Origin of the sequence: Neisseria sp. HMSC069H12 (assembly GCF_001812735.1) — a bacterium.
Lineage (GTDB): Bacteria > Pseudomonadota > Gammaproteobacteria > Burkholderiales > Neisseriaceae > Neisseria > Neisseria subflava.
Genome location: NZ_KV810240.1, coordinates 27,282 through 45,473 on the forward strand (window position 1 = coordinate 27,282; position 18,192 = coordinate 45,473).

12 protein-coding genes, 1 tRNA gene, 1 pseudogene and 1 riboswitch are annotated in these 18,192 nt (G+C 50.3%); of the genes and pseudogenes, 9 read left to right on the top strand and 5 right to left on the bottom strand.

What is annotated here, in order from left to right:
• The first annotated feature begins 1 nt into the window (after nt 1).
• The 7 genes from bamA to murJ all read left to right on the top strand — a co-directional run bounded on the left by bamA (nt 2) and on the right by murJ (nt 8,418).
• Entirely contained in the window at nt 2-2,398 is a 2,397-nt protein-coding gene (gene bamA, locus HMPREF2872_RS00780) for an outer membrane protein assembly factor BamA (protein ID WP_070630476.1), read from the top strand.
• 111 nt (nt 2,399-2,509) lie between these two features.
• Nucleotides 2,510-3,019: an OmpH/Skp family outer membrane protein gene (locus tag HMPREF2872_RS00785; RefSeq protein ID WP_070630478.1), complete on the top strand. Its 510-nt coding sequence runs from the start codon at nt 2,510-2,512 to the stop codon at nt 3,017-3,019.
• Between the two features lie 101 nt (nt 3,020-3,120).
• Nucleotides 3,121-4,161, top strand: coding sequence for a UDP-3-O-(3-hydroxymyristoyl)glucosamine N-acyltransferase (gene lpxD, locus HMPREF2872_RS00790; protein ID WP_070630480.1), 1,041 nt, complete (start codon nt 3,121-3,123; stop codon nt 4,159-4,161).
• Nucleotides 4,162-4,234: 73 nt separating this feature from the next.
• On the top strand, nt 4,235-4,684 hold the full coding sequence (gene fabZ / locus HMPREF2872_RS00795) for a 3-hydroxyacyl-ACP dehydratase FabZ (RefSeq protein WP_003681704.1): 450 nt from the start codon (nt 4,235-4,237) through the stop codon (nt 4,682-4,684).
• A gap of 74 nt (nt 4,685-4,758) precedes the next feature.
• Nucleotides 4,759-5,535 (top strand): acyl-ACP--UDP-N-acetylglucosamine O-acyltransferase, encoded by a 777-nt coding sequence (gene lpxA, locus HMPREF2872_RS00800; RefSeq protein ID WP_070630483.1) that lies wholly within the window; start codon nt 4,759-4,761, stop codon nt 5,533-5,535.
• 159 nt (nt 5,536-5,694) lie between these two features.
• Nucleotides 5,695-6,870, top strand: a complete 1,176-nt coding sequence (lpxB, locus tag HMPREF2872_RS00805; protein ID WP_070630484.1) for a lipid-A-disaccharide synthase — start codon at nt 5,695-5,697, stop codon at nt 6,868-6,870.
• A 9-nt stretch (nt 6,871-6,879) separates the two neighbouring features.
• Nucleotides 6,880-8,418 carry a murein biosynthesis integral membrane protein MurJ gene (gene murJ, locus HMPREF2872_RS00810; RefSeq protein ID WP_049350884.1) on the top strand — a complete coding sequence of 513 codons (1,539 nt, stop codon included), beginning with the start codon at nt 6,880-6,882 and terminating at the stop codon, nt 8,416-8,418.
• 87 nt (nt 8,419-8,505) lie between these two features.
• Here the strand turns inward: murJ and thiC are convergent, their stop codons facing one another.
• The gene (gene thiC, locus HMPREF2872_RS00815) at nt 8,506-10,395 is read right to left on the bottom strand and encodes a phosphomethylpyrimidine synthase ThiC (protein WP_070630486.1); all 1,890 of its coding nucleotides are present in this window, start codon (nt 10,393-10,395) and stop codon (nt 8,506-8,508) included.
• A gap of 93 nt (nt 10,396-10,488) precedes the next feature.
• A riboswitch (TPP riboswitch) is annotated at nt 10,489-10,588 on the bottom strand.
• A gap of 109 nt (nt 10,589-10,697) precedes the next feature.
• Between thiC and HMPREF2872_RS00820 the strand changes: the two genes are divergently transcribed.
• Nucleotides 10,698-10,774, top strand: a tRNA-Met gene (locus HMPREF2872_RS00820).
• 170 nt (nt 10,775-10,944) lie between these two features.
• Here the strand turns inward: HMPREF2872_RS00820 and HMPREF2872_RS00825 are convergent.
• Nucleotides 10,945-12,081 carry an FUSC family protein gene (locus HMPREF2872_RS00825; RefSeq protein WP_070630488.1) on the bottom strand — a complete coding sequence of 379 codons (1,137 nt, stop codon included), beginning with the start codon at nt 12,079-12,081 and terminating at the stop codon, nt 10,945-10,947.
• A gap of 155 nt (nt 12,082-12,236) precedes the next feature.
• Between HMPREF2872_RS00825 and rnhB the strand changes: the two genes are divergently transcribed.
• Complete coding sequence (gene rnhB / locus HMPREF2872_RS00830; RefSeq protein ID WP_070630495.1) at nt 12,237-12,830, top strand: ribonuclease HII; 594 nt, start codon at nt 12,237-12,239, stop codon at nt 12,828-12,830.
• A gap of 56 nt (nt 12,831-12,886) precedes the next feature.
• Here rnhB and HMPREF2872_RS00835 read toward each other — a convergent pair whose 3' ends face one another.
• From HMPREF2872_RS00835 to HMPREF2872_RS00845, 3 genes and pseudogenes are all read right to left on the bottom strand, one after another.
• A complete protein-coding gene (locus HMPREF2872_RS00835; RefSeq protein WP_070630490.1) occupies nt 12,887-13,891 on the bottom strand; it encodes a quinone-dependent dihydroorotate dehydrogenase in 1,005 nt (334 codons plus the stop codon).
• 193 nt (nt 13,892-14,084) lie between these two features.
• Nucleotides 14,085-14,932, bottom strand: a pseudogene (locus HMPREF2872_RS11135) (IS630 family transposase).
• Between the two features lie 172 nt (nt 14,933-15,104).
• On the bottom strand, nt 15,105-18,017 hold the full coding sequence (locus tag HMPREF2872_RS00845) for an autotransporter family protein (protein ID WP_070630492.1): 2,913 nt from the start codon (nt 18,015-18,017) through the stop codon (nt 15,105-15,107).
• Between the last annotated feature and the right edge of the window lie 175 nt (nt 18,018-18,192).

The following is an 18,192-nucleotide window of genomic DNA, read 5'->3' on the forward strand; positions in this document are numbered from 1 at the left end:
TATGAAACTGAACCAGATTGCTTCCGCTTTAATGGTATTGAGCCTGTCTCCACTGGCATTGGCTGACTTTACCATTCAGGACATCCGCGTCGAAGGCCTGCAACGCACCGAGCCGAGTACCGTCTTCAACTACCTGCCCGTTAAAGTCGGTGATAATTTCAATGATGCGCGCAGTGAAGAAATCATCAAAAAACTCTACGCAACCGGTTTCTTTGACGACGTACGCGTCGAGACCATGGACAATCAAGTCCTGCTGACCGTGATTGAGCGTCCTACCATCAGCTCGCTCAATATTACCGGCGCGAAAATGCTGCAAAACGATGCCATCAAGAAAAACCTTGAAGCATTTGGTTTGGCGCAATCCCAATACTTCAACCAAGCAACGCTGAACCAAGCCGTTGCCGGTTTGAAAGAAGAGTATTTGAGCCGTGGCAAACAGTCTGTCCAAATCACTCCGACCGTAACCAAACTTGCCCGCAACCGCGTGTCTATCGATATTGCCATTGAAGAGGGCAAATCTACCAAGATTACCGATATTTCATTTGAGGGCAACGAAGTTTATTCCGACCGCCGTCTGATGAAACAAATGTCCCTGAGCGAAGGCGGCATGTGGACTTGGATTACGAAGAGCAACCAGTTCAATGAGCAAAAATTTGCTCAGGACATGGAAAAAATTACCAATTTCTATCAAAACAACGGCTACTTCAACTTCCGTATTTTGGATACCGATATCCAAACCAACGAAGACAAAACCAAGCAGACCATTAAAGTAACCGTCAGCGAAGGCGACCGCTTCCGCTGGGGCAATGTACGCATCGAAGGCGATACGCTGGAAGTGCCGAAAGAAGATTTGGAAAAACTGCTGACCATGAAGCCGGGCAAATGGTATGAACGCGCGCAAATGTCCAATTCGCTCGAAGCCATCCAAAACCGCATGGGTCAGGCAGGTTACGCATTCAGCGAAATCAATGTCCAACCGATTCCAAATGCCGAAACACATACCGTTGATTTTGTGTTGACCGTTCAACCGGGTCGCAAAATCTATGTAAACGAAATCAACATTACCGGCAACAACAAAACCCGTGACGAAGTCATCCGTCGCGAGTTGCGTCAAATGGAATCAGCGCCTTACGACTCTGCCAAACTGCAACGTTCTAAAGAGCGCGTTGAGTTGTTGGGCTACTTCGACAACGTTCAATTTGATGCAGTTCCTGTGGCCAATACCCCTGACCAAGTTGACCTGAACATGAGTCTGACCGAACGTTCTACCGGCTCGCTCGACTTGAGCGCAGGTTGGGTTCAGGATACCGGTTTGGTGATGTCTGCCGGCGTGGCTCAAGACAACCTGTTCGGTACGGGTAAATCCGTTGCCCTGCGTGCCTCCCGCAGTAAAACCACAGTAAACGGCTCGTTGTCGTTTACCGACCCATACTTCACACCTGACGGCGTAAGCTTGGGCTACGACATTTACGGCAAGACTTACGACCCGCGTAAAGCTTCTTCCAGCGCGAAACAATATAAAACCACGACTTTCGGCGGCGGTTTGCGTATCGGTATTCCGGTTACCGAATATGACCGTGTGAACTTCGGTTTGGCCGCAGAGCGTCTGACCGTGAACACCTACAAAGGTGCGCCTAAACGCTATGCCGACTTTATCAATCAATACGGTAAAGGCGACGGTAGTGGCGTGGGTAACTTCAAAGGCTGGTTGTACAAAGGTACCATCGGCTGGGGCCGCAACAAAACCGACAATGCCTTGTGGCCGACCCGCGGTTACCTGACCGGCGTAAACGGCGAAATCGCTTTGCCGGGCAGCGACCTGCAATACTACACCCTGACCCACAACCAAACTTGGTTCTTCCCGTTGAGCAAAGATTTCACGCTGATGCTGGGTGGTGAAGTCGGTTATGGCAACGGCTACGGCAAAACCAAAACCATGCCGTTCTTTGAAAACTTCTACGGCGGCGGCTTAGGCTCTGTCCGCGGCTTTGAAAGCGGTACGCTGGGCCCGAAGGTTTATGACGAATACGGCGAGAAAATCAGCTACGGCGGTAACAAAAAAGCCAACGTTTCCGCAGAGTTGCTCTTCCCAATGCCGGGCATTAAAGACTCGCGTACCGTCCGTCTGAGCCTGTTTGCCGATGCGGGCAGCGTGTGGGACGGCAAAACCTACAACGACGGCAGCAGCAGCAATTCCAATGGCGTGTCCCAAAACGTGTACGGCGTAGGCACAACGCACAAATCGACATTCAAAAACGAATTGCGTTACTCTGCCGGTGCTGCCGTGACCTGGCTCTCTCCGCTGGGTCCGATGAAGTTCAGTTATGCTTACCCGATTAAGAAAAAAGAAGGCGACGAAATCCAACGCTTCCAATTCCAACTCGGTACGACATTCTGATGATGTTTAGGCCGTCTGAAACCCGGTTTGTCCGTTTCAGACGGCCTCATGGCAGATTGGCGGTAAGCTTATTGCAAACCGCCCGTTTGTTTTCAAGCAAGGATTTTTATCATGAGTAAAATAGCCGACACCCTCCGTGTCCTCGCCGTAGCCCTGCCGGGTTTCGTGCTGTTGCCGCAAGCGGCGGCGGATGGCATGCAGAAAATCGGTTTTATCAATACCGAGCGCGTTTATCAGGAATCCAAGCAGGCGCAAAGCATTCAGATGACTTTGGAAAAAGAGTTCAAAAGCCGTCAAACCGCCTTGCAAAAGCTGCAGCAGGAAGGCGAGGCTTTGGAGCGAAAACTGAGCGGCGACAAGCTCAGCGACAGCCAAAGGGAAGCGGAAACCCAAAAATGGCGCAATCTGGTACAAAAATTCCGCAAACAGCAGACCGAGTTGGCTGAAGACTACAACTTGCGCCGCAATGAAGAATTCGCCGCGCTCCAGCAAAATGCCAACCGCGTCATCGTCGATTTAGCCAAACGCGAAGGTTATGACTTCATCTTGCAGGACGTGATTTACGTCAACGGCCGCTACGACATTACCGACAGCGTTATTAAAGCCCTAAATGCTCACTGACCCTGCTCGGCAGCGAATGTAACCATACAGACAAACCTAAGGCCGTCTGAAACCCAAACCGGCATCTTTCAGACGGCCTGACATCTTGACGGCAGATTATCATGACTTCACAAGCATACACCTTGTCCCAAATCGTTTCCCAGCTCGGCGGCGAATGGAAAGGCGAAGACATCGCCATTACCGCCGTCCGTCCGTTGGATCAGGCGCAGGCGGAACACATCAGCTTTTTGGCCAATCCGAAATACAAAGCCGAAGTACACGACAGCCAGGCAGGCGCAGTGATTGTGTCACCGAAAGCCGCGGACGAATTTGCAGGCCGCAACCTGATTGTGGCTGCCGACCCTTATCTTTATTTTGCCAAAGTGGCACGATTGTTCTCGCCGATTGTCAAAGCACAGGGCGGCGTACATCCGACCGCCGTTGTCGAGGCAAGCGCCAAAGTGCCGGCAAGCTGCGAAATCGGCGCGAATGCCTATATCGGCGCGAATGCCGTATTGGGCGAAGGCTGCCGTATTTTGGCCAATGCTGTTGTCCAACACGATTGCATGTTGGGTGATGAAGTCGTGTTGCATCCCAACTCCGTCATCTATTACGGCTGCACTTTGGGCAACCGTGTCGAAATCCACAGCGGCGCCGTCATCGGTGCGGACGGTTTCGGCTTGGCCTTTGCCGGCGATTCATGGTTTAAAATTCCGCAAACCGGCGCAGTCACGCTGGGCGATGATGTGGAAATCGGTTCGAACACCAATATCGACCGCGGCGCAATGAGCGACACGACCGTCGGCAACGGCACCAAAATCGACAACCAAGTCCAAATCGGCCACAACTGCAAAATCGGTTCGCACACCGTTATCGCCGCCAAGACCGGCATTTCCGGCAGCGTCACCATCGGCAATTATTGTATTATCGGCGGCGGAGTCGGCACGGTCGGACACATCGAAATTGCCGATAAAACCACCATCGGCGGCGGTACATCCGTCACCCACAGCATTACCGAAAGCGGCCAGCATCTGGCCGGTATTTTCCCGATGTCGGGCTACAAAGACTGGGCGCGCAATGCCGTTTATATCCACCGTTTGAGCGAAATGAACAAACGCCTCAAAACGCTGGAAAAACAGCTTGCCGACAGCGACGAAGCCTAAAGTCGGCGCAAACAGTCCGCGCCCCGCATCCGAATACGTTTAAACCCAATACAAACAAGGAAAGACGAACATCATGGACGTACAACTCCCGATCGAAGCCAAAGACATTCAAAAACTTATCCCACACCGCTATCCGTTTTTGCAACTCGACCGCATTACCGCGTTCGAACCGATGAAAACCCTGACTGCGATTAAAAACGTCACCATGAACGAGCCGCAGTTCCAAGGCCACTTTCCCGACCTGCCCGTGATGCCCGGTGTGCTGATTATCGAAGCCATGGCGCAAGCGTGCGGCACTCTCGCCATCCTCAGCGAAGGCGGCCGCAAAGAAAACGAATTCTTCTTCTTCGCCGGTATCGACGACGCTCGTTTCAAACGCCAAGTCATCCCCGGCGACCAACTGGTTTTTGAAGTCGAGCTGTTGACCAACAAACGCGGTATCGGCAAATTCAACGCCGTTGCCAAAGTTGACGGTCAAGTTGCCGTTGAAGCCGTGATTATGTGCGCCAAACGAGTGGTGTAAAAATGGGACAGGCCGTCTGAAAGTTCAGACGGCATCTTACAGGCAATACCTGTATCAGACAGCAAGGAGACAGCATGCCCCTTATCCATCCGACCGCCGTCATCGACCCTAAAGCCGAACTCGACTCCAGTGTCAAAGTCGGCCCATACAGCATCATCGGCCCCAATGTGCAAATCGGTGCGAATACCGAAATCGGCCCACACGTCGTCATCAACGGCCATACGACCATCGGTGAAAACAACCGCATTTTCCAATTTGCCAGCCTTGGCGAAATTCCGCAGGACAAAAAATACCGCGACGAGCCGACCAAGCTGATTATCGGCAACGGCAACACCATCCGCGAATTCACCACCTTCAACCTCGGTACGGTCACCGGCATCGGTGAAACCCGTATCGGCGACGACAACTGGATTATGGCCTACTGCCACCTCGCCCATGACTGCGTGGTCGGCAACCATACCATCTTCGCCAACAACGCCTCACTCGCAGGCCACGTTACCATCGGCGACTACGTTGTCTTGGGCGGCTACACGCTGGTGTTCCAATTCTGTCAAATCGGCGACTACGCCATGACCGCGTTTGCCGCCGGCGTACACAAAGACGTACCGCCGTACTTCATGGCTGCAGGCTACCGTGCCGAACCGGCCGGCCTCAACAGCGAAGGTATGCGCCGTAACGGTTTCACGGCCGAACAAATTGCCTCTGTCAAAGATGTGTATAAAACCATTTACCATCGCGGCATTCCGTTTGAAGAGGCCAAGGCAGACATTCTGAAACGTGCCGAAACCCAAAGCGAATTGGCGGTATTTAAAGACTTTTTTGCACAATCCACACGCGGCATTATCCGTTGATTGATGGATTGAGGGCCGTCTGAAACTTTTTCAGACGGCCTTTGGATTGCAAAAATCCGCGCAGTAGGCAGGTTTCCTGTCCGTTTGCTGCCGATGCCGTCTGAAAACGGGCGGGCAAATGTCCGCCACAAAATCTTTTAGCTTCCGAACCTCAACAACATGAACCCCAATTCTTCCTCCCTTATCGCCATCAGTGTCGGCGAAGCTTCCGGCGACTTGCTTGGCGCACACTTAATCCGTGCCATTAAGGCGCGTTGCCCGAATGCGCGGTTTACCGGCATCGGTGGCGAGCGCATGAAGGCGGAGGGTTTCGAGAGTTTGTACGATCAGGAAAAGTTGGCGGTGCGCGGTTTTGTTGAGGTCATCAAACGCTTGCCGCAGATTTTGAAAATCCGCAAAGGGCTGGTGAACGATTTAATCCGCCTCAAGCCGGATGTGTTTATCGGCATCGATGCGCCGGACTTTAATCTCGGCGTGGCAGAAAAACTCAAGCAGGCAGGCATTCATACCATTCATTACGTCAGCCCGTCGGTTTGGGCGTGGCGACGCGAACGGGTCAATAAAATCGTGCATCAGGTCAACCGCGTGTTGTGCCTGTTTCCGATGGAGCCACAGCTTTATATTGATGCCGGAGGTAAGGCCGAGTTTGTCGGCCATCCGATGGCGCAAACCATGCCTGTGGAAGCGGATAGGGCGGCTGCGCGGCAGAAGCTGGGCGTTCCTGCGGACGTGCCCGTGTTTGCCATATTGCCCGGCAGCCGTGTGAGTGAAATTGATTACATGGCGGCGGTGTTTTTTCAGACGGCCTTATTGCTGCTGAAACGTTATCCGAAGGCACAGTTTTTGCTGCCTGTTGCAACGGCCGCAACGCGCAAACGCATTAGCGAAATTTTGGCGCAGACCGAGTTTGCCTATCTTCCCATCACGCTGACCGACAAGCAGTCGGATACGGTTTGCACCGCTGCCGACGTGGTATTGGTTACCAGTGGTACGGCGACTTTGGAAGTGGCCTTGTGCAAGCGGCCTATGGTCATCAGCTACAAAATTTCGCCGCTGACTTATGCGTATGTGAAACGCAAAATTAAAGTGCCGCATGTCGGTTTGCCCAATATTCTGTTGGGTAAAGCCACCGTTCCCGAGCTGCTGCAACACGATGCCGTCCCTGAAAAACTGGCGCAGGCCGTGGCAGACTGGTATGACCACCCTGAGGCCGTGGCCGCGTTGGAACAGGATTTCCACGCCTTGCATCTGCTGTTGAAAAAAGATACGGCGGCATTGGCGGCGGCGGCAGTATTGGAAGAAGCCGGATTTTCAGACGGCCTGAAAGACAATTAAGGAAAATACATGAATTTATTGGGAGCCTTGGCCAAGGTTGGCAGCCTGACGATGGTGTCGCGCATTTTAGGCTTTGTGCGCGATACGATTATCGCTCGTGCGTTTGGTGCAGGCATGGCGACAGATGCGTTTTTTGTCGCGTTTAAACTGCCCAACCTGCTGCGGCGCGTGTTTGCAGAGGGTGCATTTGCCCAAGCCTTCGTACCGATTTTGGCGGAATACAAAGAAACTCGCTCACCCGAAGCCACGCAGGTGTTTGTGCGTCATGTGGCCGGTATGCTGTCGTTTGTGTTGGTCATCGTTACCGCGCTGGGCATACTTGCCGCGCCATGGGTGATTTATGTTTCCGCGCCCGGTTTTGCCAAAGAAGCCGATAAGTTTCAGCTTTCCATCGACCTGCTGCGGGTAACGTTTCCTTATATCTTTTTGATTTCATTGTCATCTTTTGTCGGCTCGATACTCAACTCCTATCATAAATTCGGTATTCCCGCCTTTACGCCGACATTTTTGAACATTTCCTTTATCGTCTTTTCCCTGTTTTTTGTACCGTATTTCGATCCGCCCGTTATGGCTTTGGCGTGGGCGGTATTTGTCGGCGGCGTGTTGCAGCTGGTGTTCCAACTGCCTTGGTTGGCAAAATTGGGCTTCTTGAAAATGCCCAAACTCAGCTTTAAAGATGCGGCGGTCAACCGTGTACTGAAACAGATGGCACCGGCTATTTTGGGCGTAAGCGTGGCGCAGATTTCATTGGTTATCAACACCATTTTTGCCTCGTTTTTACAGTCCGGCAGCGTGTCGTGGATGTATTACGCCGACCGACTAATGGAATTGCCGACCGGCGTTTTGGGTGTGGCACTCGGTACAATCTTGCTGCCTACCTTGTCCAAACACGCAGCCAGTCAGGATACCGAGCAGTTTTCCGGCCTGCTCGACTGGGGTTTGCGCTTGTGTATGCTGCTGACCCTGCCTGCCGCCGTCGGCCTTGCCGTGTTGTCTTTCCCTCTGGTTACGACCTTGTTCATGTACCGTGAATTTACGTTGCACGACGCGCAAATGACCCAATACGCGCTGATTGCCTATTCCTTCGGCTTAATCGGGCTGATTATGATTAAAGTGTTGGCACCCGGCTTCTACGCGCGCCAAAACATCAAAACTCCTGTTAAGGTCGCTATTTTCACGCTGATTTGCACGCAGTTGATGAACCTCGCCTTCATTTCGCCGCTCAAACACGTCGGCCTGTCCCTCGCTATCGGTTTGGGCGCGTGTCTGAATGCAGGTTTGCTGTTTTTCCTTTTGCGCAAACACGGCATCTACCGTCCCGGCAAAGGTTGGGCAGCGTTTTTGGTTAAAATGGTCATCTCTTTGGTCGTCATGGGCGGCGGTTTGTGGCTGGCGCAATATTATCTGCCGTTTGAATGGGTGCACGTCGGCGGCTTTAAAAAAGCAGGCCAACTCTGCGTTCTGATTGCCTTGGGCGGCGGCCTCTACTTCGTTTCCCTTGCCGCGCTCGGCTTCCGTCCGCACCATTTCCGCAGAGTAGAAAAATAAGCAGTAGGGCGTATAGTTTGGCTTAAAGGCTATTCACTAAAAAGGCCGTCTGAAACATTTTCAGACGGCCTTTTCTTGCTTTACGTTTTAACTGTAAAGCTTCGCTCCTTTTTTGACGAACTCAATCGCTTTTTCTTCCATGCCTTGCTGTTGTGTTTTTTGCTTGTCGGCGTAGTCGCGCACTTCCTGCGTGATTTTCATCGAGCAGAATTTGGGGCCGCACATCGAGCAGAAGTGGGCGATTTTCGCGCCTTCGGCGGGCAGGGTTTCGTCGTGGAAGCTCTCGGCGCGTTCGGGGTCGAGGCTGAGGCGGAATTGGTCGCGCCAGCGGAACTCGAAACGCGCCTTGCTTAAGGCGTTGTCGCGCAACTGTGCGCCCGGCCAGCCTTTGGCGAGGTCGGCGGCGTGGGCGGCGAGTTTGTAGGTGATGATGCCGGTGCGCACGTCTTCTTTGTCGGGCAGGCCGAGATGCTCTTTCGGGGTAACGTAGCAGAGCATGGCTGTGCCGTACCAGCCGATGTTGGTCGCGCCTATGCCCGAGGTGATGTGGTCGTAGCCGGGGGCGATGTCGGTAACGAGCGGGCCGAGGGTGTAGAAAGGTGCTTCAAAGCAATGTTGCAGCTCTTCGGTCATGTTTTCTTTCACGCGTTGCAGCGGTACATGGCCGGGGCCTTCAATCATGACTTGTACGTCGTGTTCCCACGCTTTGCCGGTCAATTCGCCCAAGGTGTGCAATTCAGCGAACTGCGCTTCGTCGTTGGCATCGGCAATGCAGCCGGGGCGCAGGCCGTCGCCGAGGCTGAACGACACGTCGTAGGCTTTCATGATTTCGCAGATTTCGTCGAAATGCGTGTAGAGGAAGTTTTCCTGATGGTGGGCGAGGCACCATTTCGCCATGATGGAGCCGCCGCGCGATACGATGCCGGTGAGGCGGTTGGCGGTCATCGGCACATAACGCAGCAACACGCCTGCGTGTATGGTGAAATAGTCCACGCCTTGTTCCGCCTGTTCGATTAAGGTGTCGCGGAACAAATCCCAAGTCAAATCTTCGGCAATGCCGCCGGTTTTTTCCAAAGCCTGATAGATGGGCACCGTACCGATGGGGACGGGCGCGTTGCGGATAATCCATTCGCGCGTCTCGTGGATATGCGCGCCGGTGGACAAATCCATAATCGTGTCTGCGCCCCAACGCAGCGACCACACCATTTTTTCGACTTCTTCGGTCAGGCTGGAGGTTACGGCGGAGTTGCCCAAGTTGCCGTTGATTTTGACGCGGAAGTTGCGGCCGATAATCATCGGTTCGAGTTCGGGATGGTTGATGTTGGCGGGGATAATCGCACGTCCGGCGGCAATTTCTCGGCGCACGAATTCGGGCGTGATTTGGTCGGGATGGGTCGGGATGTTCGCGCCGAAACTTTGCCCTGCGTGCTGTTTCAAAAGTTTGGCGTATTCAGGTCGTCTGAAAAGCTCGTCCAGCTTCATGCGTTCGCGTATGGCGACGAATTCCATTTCGGGCGTGATAATGCCTTGGCGGGCGTAATGGAGCTGGGTTACGTTGCGTCCTGCTTTGGCGCGGCGCGGGCGGGTAATTTGGTTGAAACGCAGATGGGCGGTTTGCGGGTCATGCGCGCGTTCGATACCGTATTCGCTGGAGAGCTTGGGCAGGATTTCGGTATCGCCGCGTTCGTCCAGCCATGCGGTGCGGACGTGCGGCAAACCTTGTTTCAGGTCGATGTGCGCCGCCGGATCGCCGTACACGCCGCTGGTGTCATAGACGGGAATCGGCGGGTTGGCTTCCGTACCTTGCGCCGTGTAGGTGTCGTCCTGACGGATTTCGCGCAAAGGCACGCGGATGTCGGCGCGGCTGCCCGGGATATAGACACGGTCGGAATTGGGATATTGGAAGCGGATGCCGATGTCTTCGCTCAAGTCGGAAAGACGGCGCGCCTCATCGCCGGTTTTTTTAGTGGTAGTCATAAAAAAATTGCTCCTGTTTCTCGGTTATGAAAGGAAACAGGAGCATTGCTTTTTTCAGACGGCCTTGTGGATATTTTCAATCAACCGTTTAAAATCACATTTGCCGAAACTCCCCACGCAGGTATTATCCTGTTCGGGTGTAAAGGGTATTTCTCAGCCGCTTGGTTTTAAAGCAGCACCCCTGTTTCTTTATTAACGAAAATTAAACCATGCGGATGGTTTTTTGTAAAGCGGCGTTTTCGCATTTTCTGTCAAAAACGCTTGACAGCGATTCCGTCTTCCCGTATAGTTACATCTTCTGACGCGGGATGGAGCAGCATGGTAGCTCGTCGGGCTCATAACCCGAAGGTCGTAGGTTCGAATCCTGCTCCCGCAACCAAATATAAAAATCCCCTGCAATCGCAGGGGATTTTGCTTTATGTGGTATTTATTGTTGATTGGATTGATTGAAAGGCCGTCTGAACCATTGGGTTTCAGACGGCCTTTTTTATTGGCCGATGTTATCGGCGGCTAATTCGCTTTTATTTTGAGTTTGTGTTTTCAGACGGCCTATTGTTGCTCCGGATCGGTATCGTTGCGCAGGTATTCTTTCAGGCGTTGCAATTCTTTTTTGTCCAACCATTTATTGCGCGAACGTTGCAACAGAATCACCAATGCGGCGATTTCGTTACGCATATTGGTACTGAGCCAGAGGAAGCCTTGCCAGTCGTAATGCAGGCGGGCGGCCGGTTTGCTTAGTTCGGTATTGAGCGAAGTATCGATGCGGATACGGCGGGCGTAGTGGCCTTTGATGAGGCGGACGGTCAGGCGCAGATCGCGTTGGAGTTGGTTGAAATGGCGGTCGAGCAGGCGGATTTCGCTTTCGTTGAGCGTGGGCGCACGCAGTTTGGCGGCGGTGGTCAGGAGCAGCTCGGTGGTGGTGACGATTTTGCGGTGGGCATGCTGCATGGCTTCCATCATATTGTTGCTGATGTGGCTTTCGCCGGATGTTGCGGCCAGATGGCTGCGGCTTTTGACCATGCGGGCGTTGATTTTGCGCATTTTAATCATGTTTTGCTCCAAACGCTCGCGCGTCATGCGCTTGCCGTTGCTGATTTCGGCAATCATTTTGGCGCAGTCGGTGAGGTTGTCGGCAAGCATGAAGCGCCACATCAGGGTAGAGCGCAAGGGCAGGAGTTTGGCGGCGGCAATGGCGATGGCGGCACCAATCAAAACGTTCATGGCGCGCATCAGGCCGCTGTCGAGCCAGTGGTGGCTGCTGTCGCCGATGAGCATGCACATGGTCAAACCGGCAAGCATGGCGACATAGCCGTTTTTGCCGACCGCAGACCAACCGGCCACTGCGCTGGCGGCTCCGATAATCAGATAGAAGAAAATGCCGTCTTGGAAATAATGCTGGTTCAACCATAAAACGGCCAAACCGACGCCCAAACCGATGGCCGTGCCGAGCATGCGTTCGACTGCTTTGGAGTAAATCGCGCCTTGGAATTGCAGCATGCCGAGGACGACAAAGACGGTCATGCCGATCCACTCGCCGTGTTGCAGGTGGAAGACTTTGGCCAACAGGGTGGAAAACACGATTGCCAAGCCGAGGCGGAAGGCGTGGATATGGCGGCGATAGCGGTAGCGTTCGTAGGCGTTGAGCCAGCGTTCGGAAAAATGGAGGCGTTCGGATTGGGCAGGCATGTTGTAAGACGTATTGGGTATGTGGGGATGTAAATTATAACTGATTGGTAAAGCAGATGAAATTTGAACTGTTCCCCAATGGTTTGAACTATTGCAGAATTTCTCTATCGCAAGCGGATATAATGGCGGCTTTGAATCAGACAGGCGGTGAAGAAATGGCGACGGTTTTAAGCGCAGGCGTGGACGAGGCGGGACGCGGCCCTTTGGTTGGCAGCGTATTTGCGGCGGCAGTGATTTTGCCGGAACATTTTGATTTACCGGGTTTGACCGACTCAAAAAAACTGAGCGAAAAAAAGCGCGATATGTTGGCTCAAATGATTAAGGAACAGGCGGTTGCGTGGAGTATTGCCTTTGCCGACCCCGACGAAATCCTGCAACTGAACATCCTGCACGCAACCATGGCCGCGATGAAGCGCGCAGTCGAGGGGCTGTCGGTCGTACCCGACAAAGTGTGGATAGACGGCAACCGCGTGCCGAAAGATTTGAATGTCCATGCTGAGGCCGTGGTCAAAGGTGACAGCAAAATTATTGAAATCTCTGCCGCTTCGGTTTTGGCCAAAACCGCGCGTGATGCGGAAATGTATGAATTGGCGAAACGCTATCCGCAATACGGGTTTGACCGCCACAAAGGCTACGGCACGGCGCAACACTTGGCCGCGTTGAAACAATACGGCATCTTGCCGGAACACCGCCGCGATTTCGCACCGGTCAAAACCTTATTGGCACAAGGCAATCTGTTTGAAGAATGAAAACATATCAAAAGGCCGTCTGAAAGATTTCAGACGGCCTTATTTTTGGAAAAGTATTATTTCAACGCAGCCAAACACTCTTTAATCAACTCAGGGCCGCGATAAATCAAACCGCTGTACACTTGAACCGCACTGGCGCCCAAGCGGATTTTTTCTGCCGCGTCCGCGCCGTTCATGATGCCGCCGACGCCGATAATCGGCAGTTTGCCGTCAATACGTTCTGCCAAAAGTTTCAACACCTGATTGCTTTTCTCACGTACGGGCAAGCCGCTCAAGCCGCCTTGTTCGCCTGCGAGCGGATGGCTGCCCAAGCTTGATTTGTCGATGGTCGTGTTGGTGGCGATGATGCCGTCCATTTCCACAGATTTGACCACATGGGCGATGTCGTCGATTTGCGCTTCGTCCAAATCCGGCGCGATTTTGACCGCCAGCGGCACATATTTGCCATGCGCGGCCGCCAGTTGCGCCTGTTTGTTTTTCAAGGATTCCAACAATGCGCTCAACTCGTCGCCGCCTTGCAAGGCGCGCAGGTTTTTCGTATTGGGGGAGGAAATATTGACCGTGATGTAGCTTGCGTGGGCGTAGGCTTTTTCCAAGCAAATCAGATAATCGTCGGCCGCGTTTTCAATCGGCGTAACGGCATTTTTGCCGATATTGATGCCCAAAATGCCTTTAAAGCGGCTGTTTTCAATGTTGCGGATCATCGCGTCGATGCCGTGGTTGTTGAAACCCATGCGGTTGATGATGCCTTGGTGTTCGGGAACGCGGAAAAGGCGCGGCTGCGGATTGCCCGGCTGCGGCTTGGGCGTTACCGTGCCGATTTCGACAAAGCCGAAACCCAAAGTGGCAAACGCATCGATACACTCGCCGTTCTTGTCCAAACCTGCCGCCAAACCGACCGGATTGGGCAGTTGCAAGCCCATCAGCTCGGTTGGTCGGGTGTGGCTGTCCACCTTGGGCAGCAGGCCGAGTTTCTCGATAGAGCGCAAACTGTTGAGCGTGAAATGATGGGCCTTTTCTGCATCGAAACGAAATAGGATGGTGCGGACGAGTGAATACATGGCGGCGGCTTTCTGAACGGTTGATGAATTTGGCGTTATTTTACCTGAAACCGTCAAACTGCCCCAAACGTCTGTATCGATATGATTTTATTGTTTGGTGTCAAATGAAAATAAATAGGGTTTTTGCGTGTAATCGGATAGTTCATTAAAATGGTAAGAGAGAGTCTTTTCAGACGGCCTGATGGATGTATAGTCAATTAAAATCAAAATAGGACAGTAGCGCATCGTCAAATCGGGCGTAATCAGACAAAACGGTTCGCAGATACCGCTTAATATTCGCCCACACCTTCTCAATCGGGTTGAGCTCAGGTGAATAAGGTGCAAGAGGCAATACCTTATGTCCCAATTTTTCCGCCATTTCCCGTAAGACACCCATACGGTGAAATCGTGCATTATCTAAAATAATCACCGATTTTCGAGTCAATGCGGGCAGCAGGCATTGTTGAAACCACGCTTCAAAAAAGACGCCGGTCATCGTATTTTGATAAACCATCGGAGCAATCAGCCGGTTGCCGACTTGTGCGGACACCGGAGATAAGCGTCGGTATCTTTTTCCACTTATCTGCGCTTTCACTATTTGCCCTTTCGGACTGCGGGCATAGGGACGGAACAGGTAGCGGTCAAATCCTGTTTTATCCAAATAAACACGTTGGTAGTCGGAAAATCCGGCCAGCTGTGTCAAATAATGCGTTACTTTGGCCGGGTCTTGTTCTTTGTAAGTCGTGGTCTTTTTTTGCGCGTCATCCCCATCTGTTTGAGTGCATAGCAAACGGCGGCTGGCGTACAATCAAAATGTTTGGCGATCTCATGCAGACAGGCATCCGGGTGTTGCCCAACATATTGAGCCGGTTTTTGCCTATCCAATTTGACGGCATTTAGACCGGTAACTTGATGTTTTAGGCTGCCTGTTTGTTTTTTAAGGCGAATCCACAGGTAAAGTGTGTTTCTTGACAAGTTAAACGTTGCTGCGGTTTAGCTGATGTTTTTGCATTGTTCGTAATAGTTTAAAGCCTTGTTTCTTAAGTCCGCAGAGTATGCCATGGTTAGATCTTCAAAGTTGAGTATTGTACCATTTTGTTTTTAATTGACTATATTTGATAATCCAGTACAGCGCTTAGATAATTGAGGAAGGCATATAAATGAGCCGGATAAATATTGTTAATATTTATCCGGCTCATATAAAAGGACTACGGTAAGATATATTACTTGAAGATTACCAAGAATATTTTATGCCGATTGAGCCTTTGTATCCTTGATGTTTCGTTCCACTTAAAGATTGTTCATACCGTGCATCTGCATAAATATGGGTATTGGAACTGGTTGCAAATTGTGCTCCCAAACCAACTTCGCCCCAAGTTTTTGCTAATTTTTCAGTAACATTATCCTCGCCAATGTTACTGGCCGAAGTATTTCTGAAGTTATGCCACACATTAGTGGTGAAATACAAGGTTCGAACTTTTTCATGATCGGTTAAATTATTATAAGCAAAGCGTACACCAATGCGGCTGCGTAAATTATGTTGCTTATCTTGATGCACAGAGCGCATATCATCAGTGAAGCTATTTAAGCCGAGGTATTGATAGATTAATTGTGCTTGCGGCTCAATAATCCAACTGTCGCCATTATTCGTTTTCTCTTTACTTAATACAAACGGACGACCTACCTCACCCGATAAAGCCACACCCAAACCATGGTTTTTTGCTTTCGAATCTAAGGAGTTATATTTATTTTGCATCCAAGAAAGTTGGCCTACAAAGTCTATATAGCTACCATCTTCAGAATACCGTGTGTGAGTCACACCGACATGGAGGTTTTCGGTTTTAGCTTTACCTGTATATTTGTCATCAATGACGACACCATTCTCGGCACGATATTCATCATAAAATTTCGAATTAGCATGTGTGTAACCAACATAACCACCAGTTAAACGTTTGCCGCCATTTTCGCTAGAAGAAATATCAAAGTCGTGGCCAAACTGGAAGCCTGCAAGGTTAGCGCTAAGATTCAAACGCTTTTTACCATCCAAAGCAATGTGTTTGCCAATAATACGTCCCCAAATTTGGCTGTTCGCTTGAGATTTTTTCCAAGAAAGAGCCTGATTTTCACCACGGCGTTGGTGCAATGTACCAACTGTTTCGTAGCCAACTTCTAAGTTCAAGTTTGGAATAAGCGTATAAGCAGGAACAGAAGCTGTATAAATGGCATCCTTATTCGTGGAAACTACCGTCCAAAAATATTCGGTTGTATTTCCTACTTTTTTGGAAGCCAATTGCAGTTCACCCGCACCTGTAGTTTTGGCAATACCGGTAAAGTTCTTTAAATTACTTTCCCCTTGTACTCGAACTACTGCCGTACTGTTTTTGGCCAAATCAGCCGCAATAGAGCCGATAGTGCCATCAATCATATTTTCTGTGCCGTCTGCTTTCAAACTGACAACTTTTGTTGTCCCTTCGGCATTGCCGGTGATTTCCAATAAGTCAGATTTACCGTTATTGGCATCATTACTATCCCAATGAGTATTCACTTTAAGAACACCGTTATTCGCTGTGTAGTTGCCTTCCACAGTGAGTTTGTCTTCGTAAGAGCCATTGGCAAGGGTGATTTCACCGTTGTTACTGGTTAATGTGCCTTCAGTACCATCTTGTTTAACCAGTTTAACTTTATAGTCTGTTTTAGTTGAACCGTTCGGAATATTTTTAGACGCATCTAATACCCCCTTATCCAAGGTTAAGGCATTGATGGTAGAGCGTTGTTCATCACCTTTTTGTTTCAATTCCCAAACAGCTTGGTTGTTCACATGCACATCTAATTTAGAATGCACATTGCCTTTAGATTGTTGTTGCATCAAACCAATGGCTTTTGCTTGATCAGACAAGGTAAATGTCAAATCAGCCCCTTTGGTTACTGCCACTTTAGTTTCGGCAAGCCAGCCATTTTCTGCGGCTTTGGCTTCACTGTCTTTGCCTTTCAACGCGAATTTTGCATTTTCAGCAACGAATTCACCATTATTAAACCAACTTGCGACTTTATTTCCTGCGAAGGTTACTGCAAAACTACTTTCTTTTCTCGCATCAGCAACAATCAATGAAGCATCATCAGATGTTGTGGTGATTTTTGTATTGTTTAAACGAACTTCTTGATCTTTATTAGGCTCATTTCTGGATACATTGTCGCTAATAAAAAAGGCACTTACTTTAGTTGCGTAATCCTGAGTATCGAAAACAACAGCTGAATTGCCGGATTTGATTTCACCGCTGCTGGTATCTGAATCGGCAATTAAGCGGGATTTGGTGCCAAATAAGCGCACGGTTGCGGAATCTTTTGTTTCCTCTGTATTCAGCACCATTCTGCCGGTGGAATTGACAACAGCACCTTTATAGTCAGCCGGTTTTTCAGTGTTTGGTAGTTCCGGTTTACCAATTTTTAATGCGGCAGAAAATTTTCCGTTTGCTTTCACTGTGATGTCAGAATCTTTTAAGTTCGCTTCCGCACCGTCTCCACTGACGTAAAGCCCGACTAAATAATCCCCGATTTTATCGGTGGTTTTATCTTCCACATTAATGGTCAGTTTTTTCTCAGAATTGAAAACCGGTTTGGCACCATCCTTACGGTAAACTTTCACCCCGGATAATTGGTGACCAAATGGTGCAGTTGCGCCACCAAAGTTTTTTGTACTTTTCACTGTGTTTTCTGTGTTTTTAACAGTGATATTAGCATCATCATGCAAAGTTAAGCTGGCGGTATCAGAAGCGTTACCACCGGCATAATCATATCCTACCGCAATACCGTAAGCCGCATTTGAATCTGATGCTAATCCTGAATTTCCTTCGCTGGCTAACGTAACATTAATGTTAGTTTTACCTTTGATTTCTACCTGATTATTCGCACGAACAATAAGCCCTTTTGGACGAGCAAATTGTCCTCCGCTATTAGGTGCTAGCGTAGCTTTGTAATCGCCATCAATGTTTTGATTTGGTTCTTTCCAAAATTCTCCTGAACCCTCTGTTCCCATAGTAGGTGAAGTGTCGCCCGCTGCAGCAACGGCCAATGCAGGAATAGAAAAACAAGAAACTATCAGAGTATGCAGCAAGGTTTTCCTATATATTTCTTTTTTATAAGTCAACATATAAATTTTCCTTTTATTTATGATTTTAAAATCACGATAAGACCCCATTCAAAAATGGAAGCTGCCTTAGTATAGCATAATATATTGTTTTTCCATATAACTCTTCTGCTATCACATAGGCCGAGACCTTTGCAAAAAAGTCTTTCCCCCAACAGCCGAAACCTAAACACAGGTT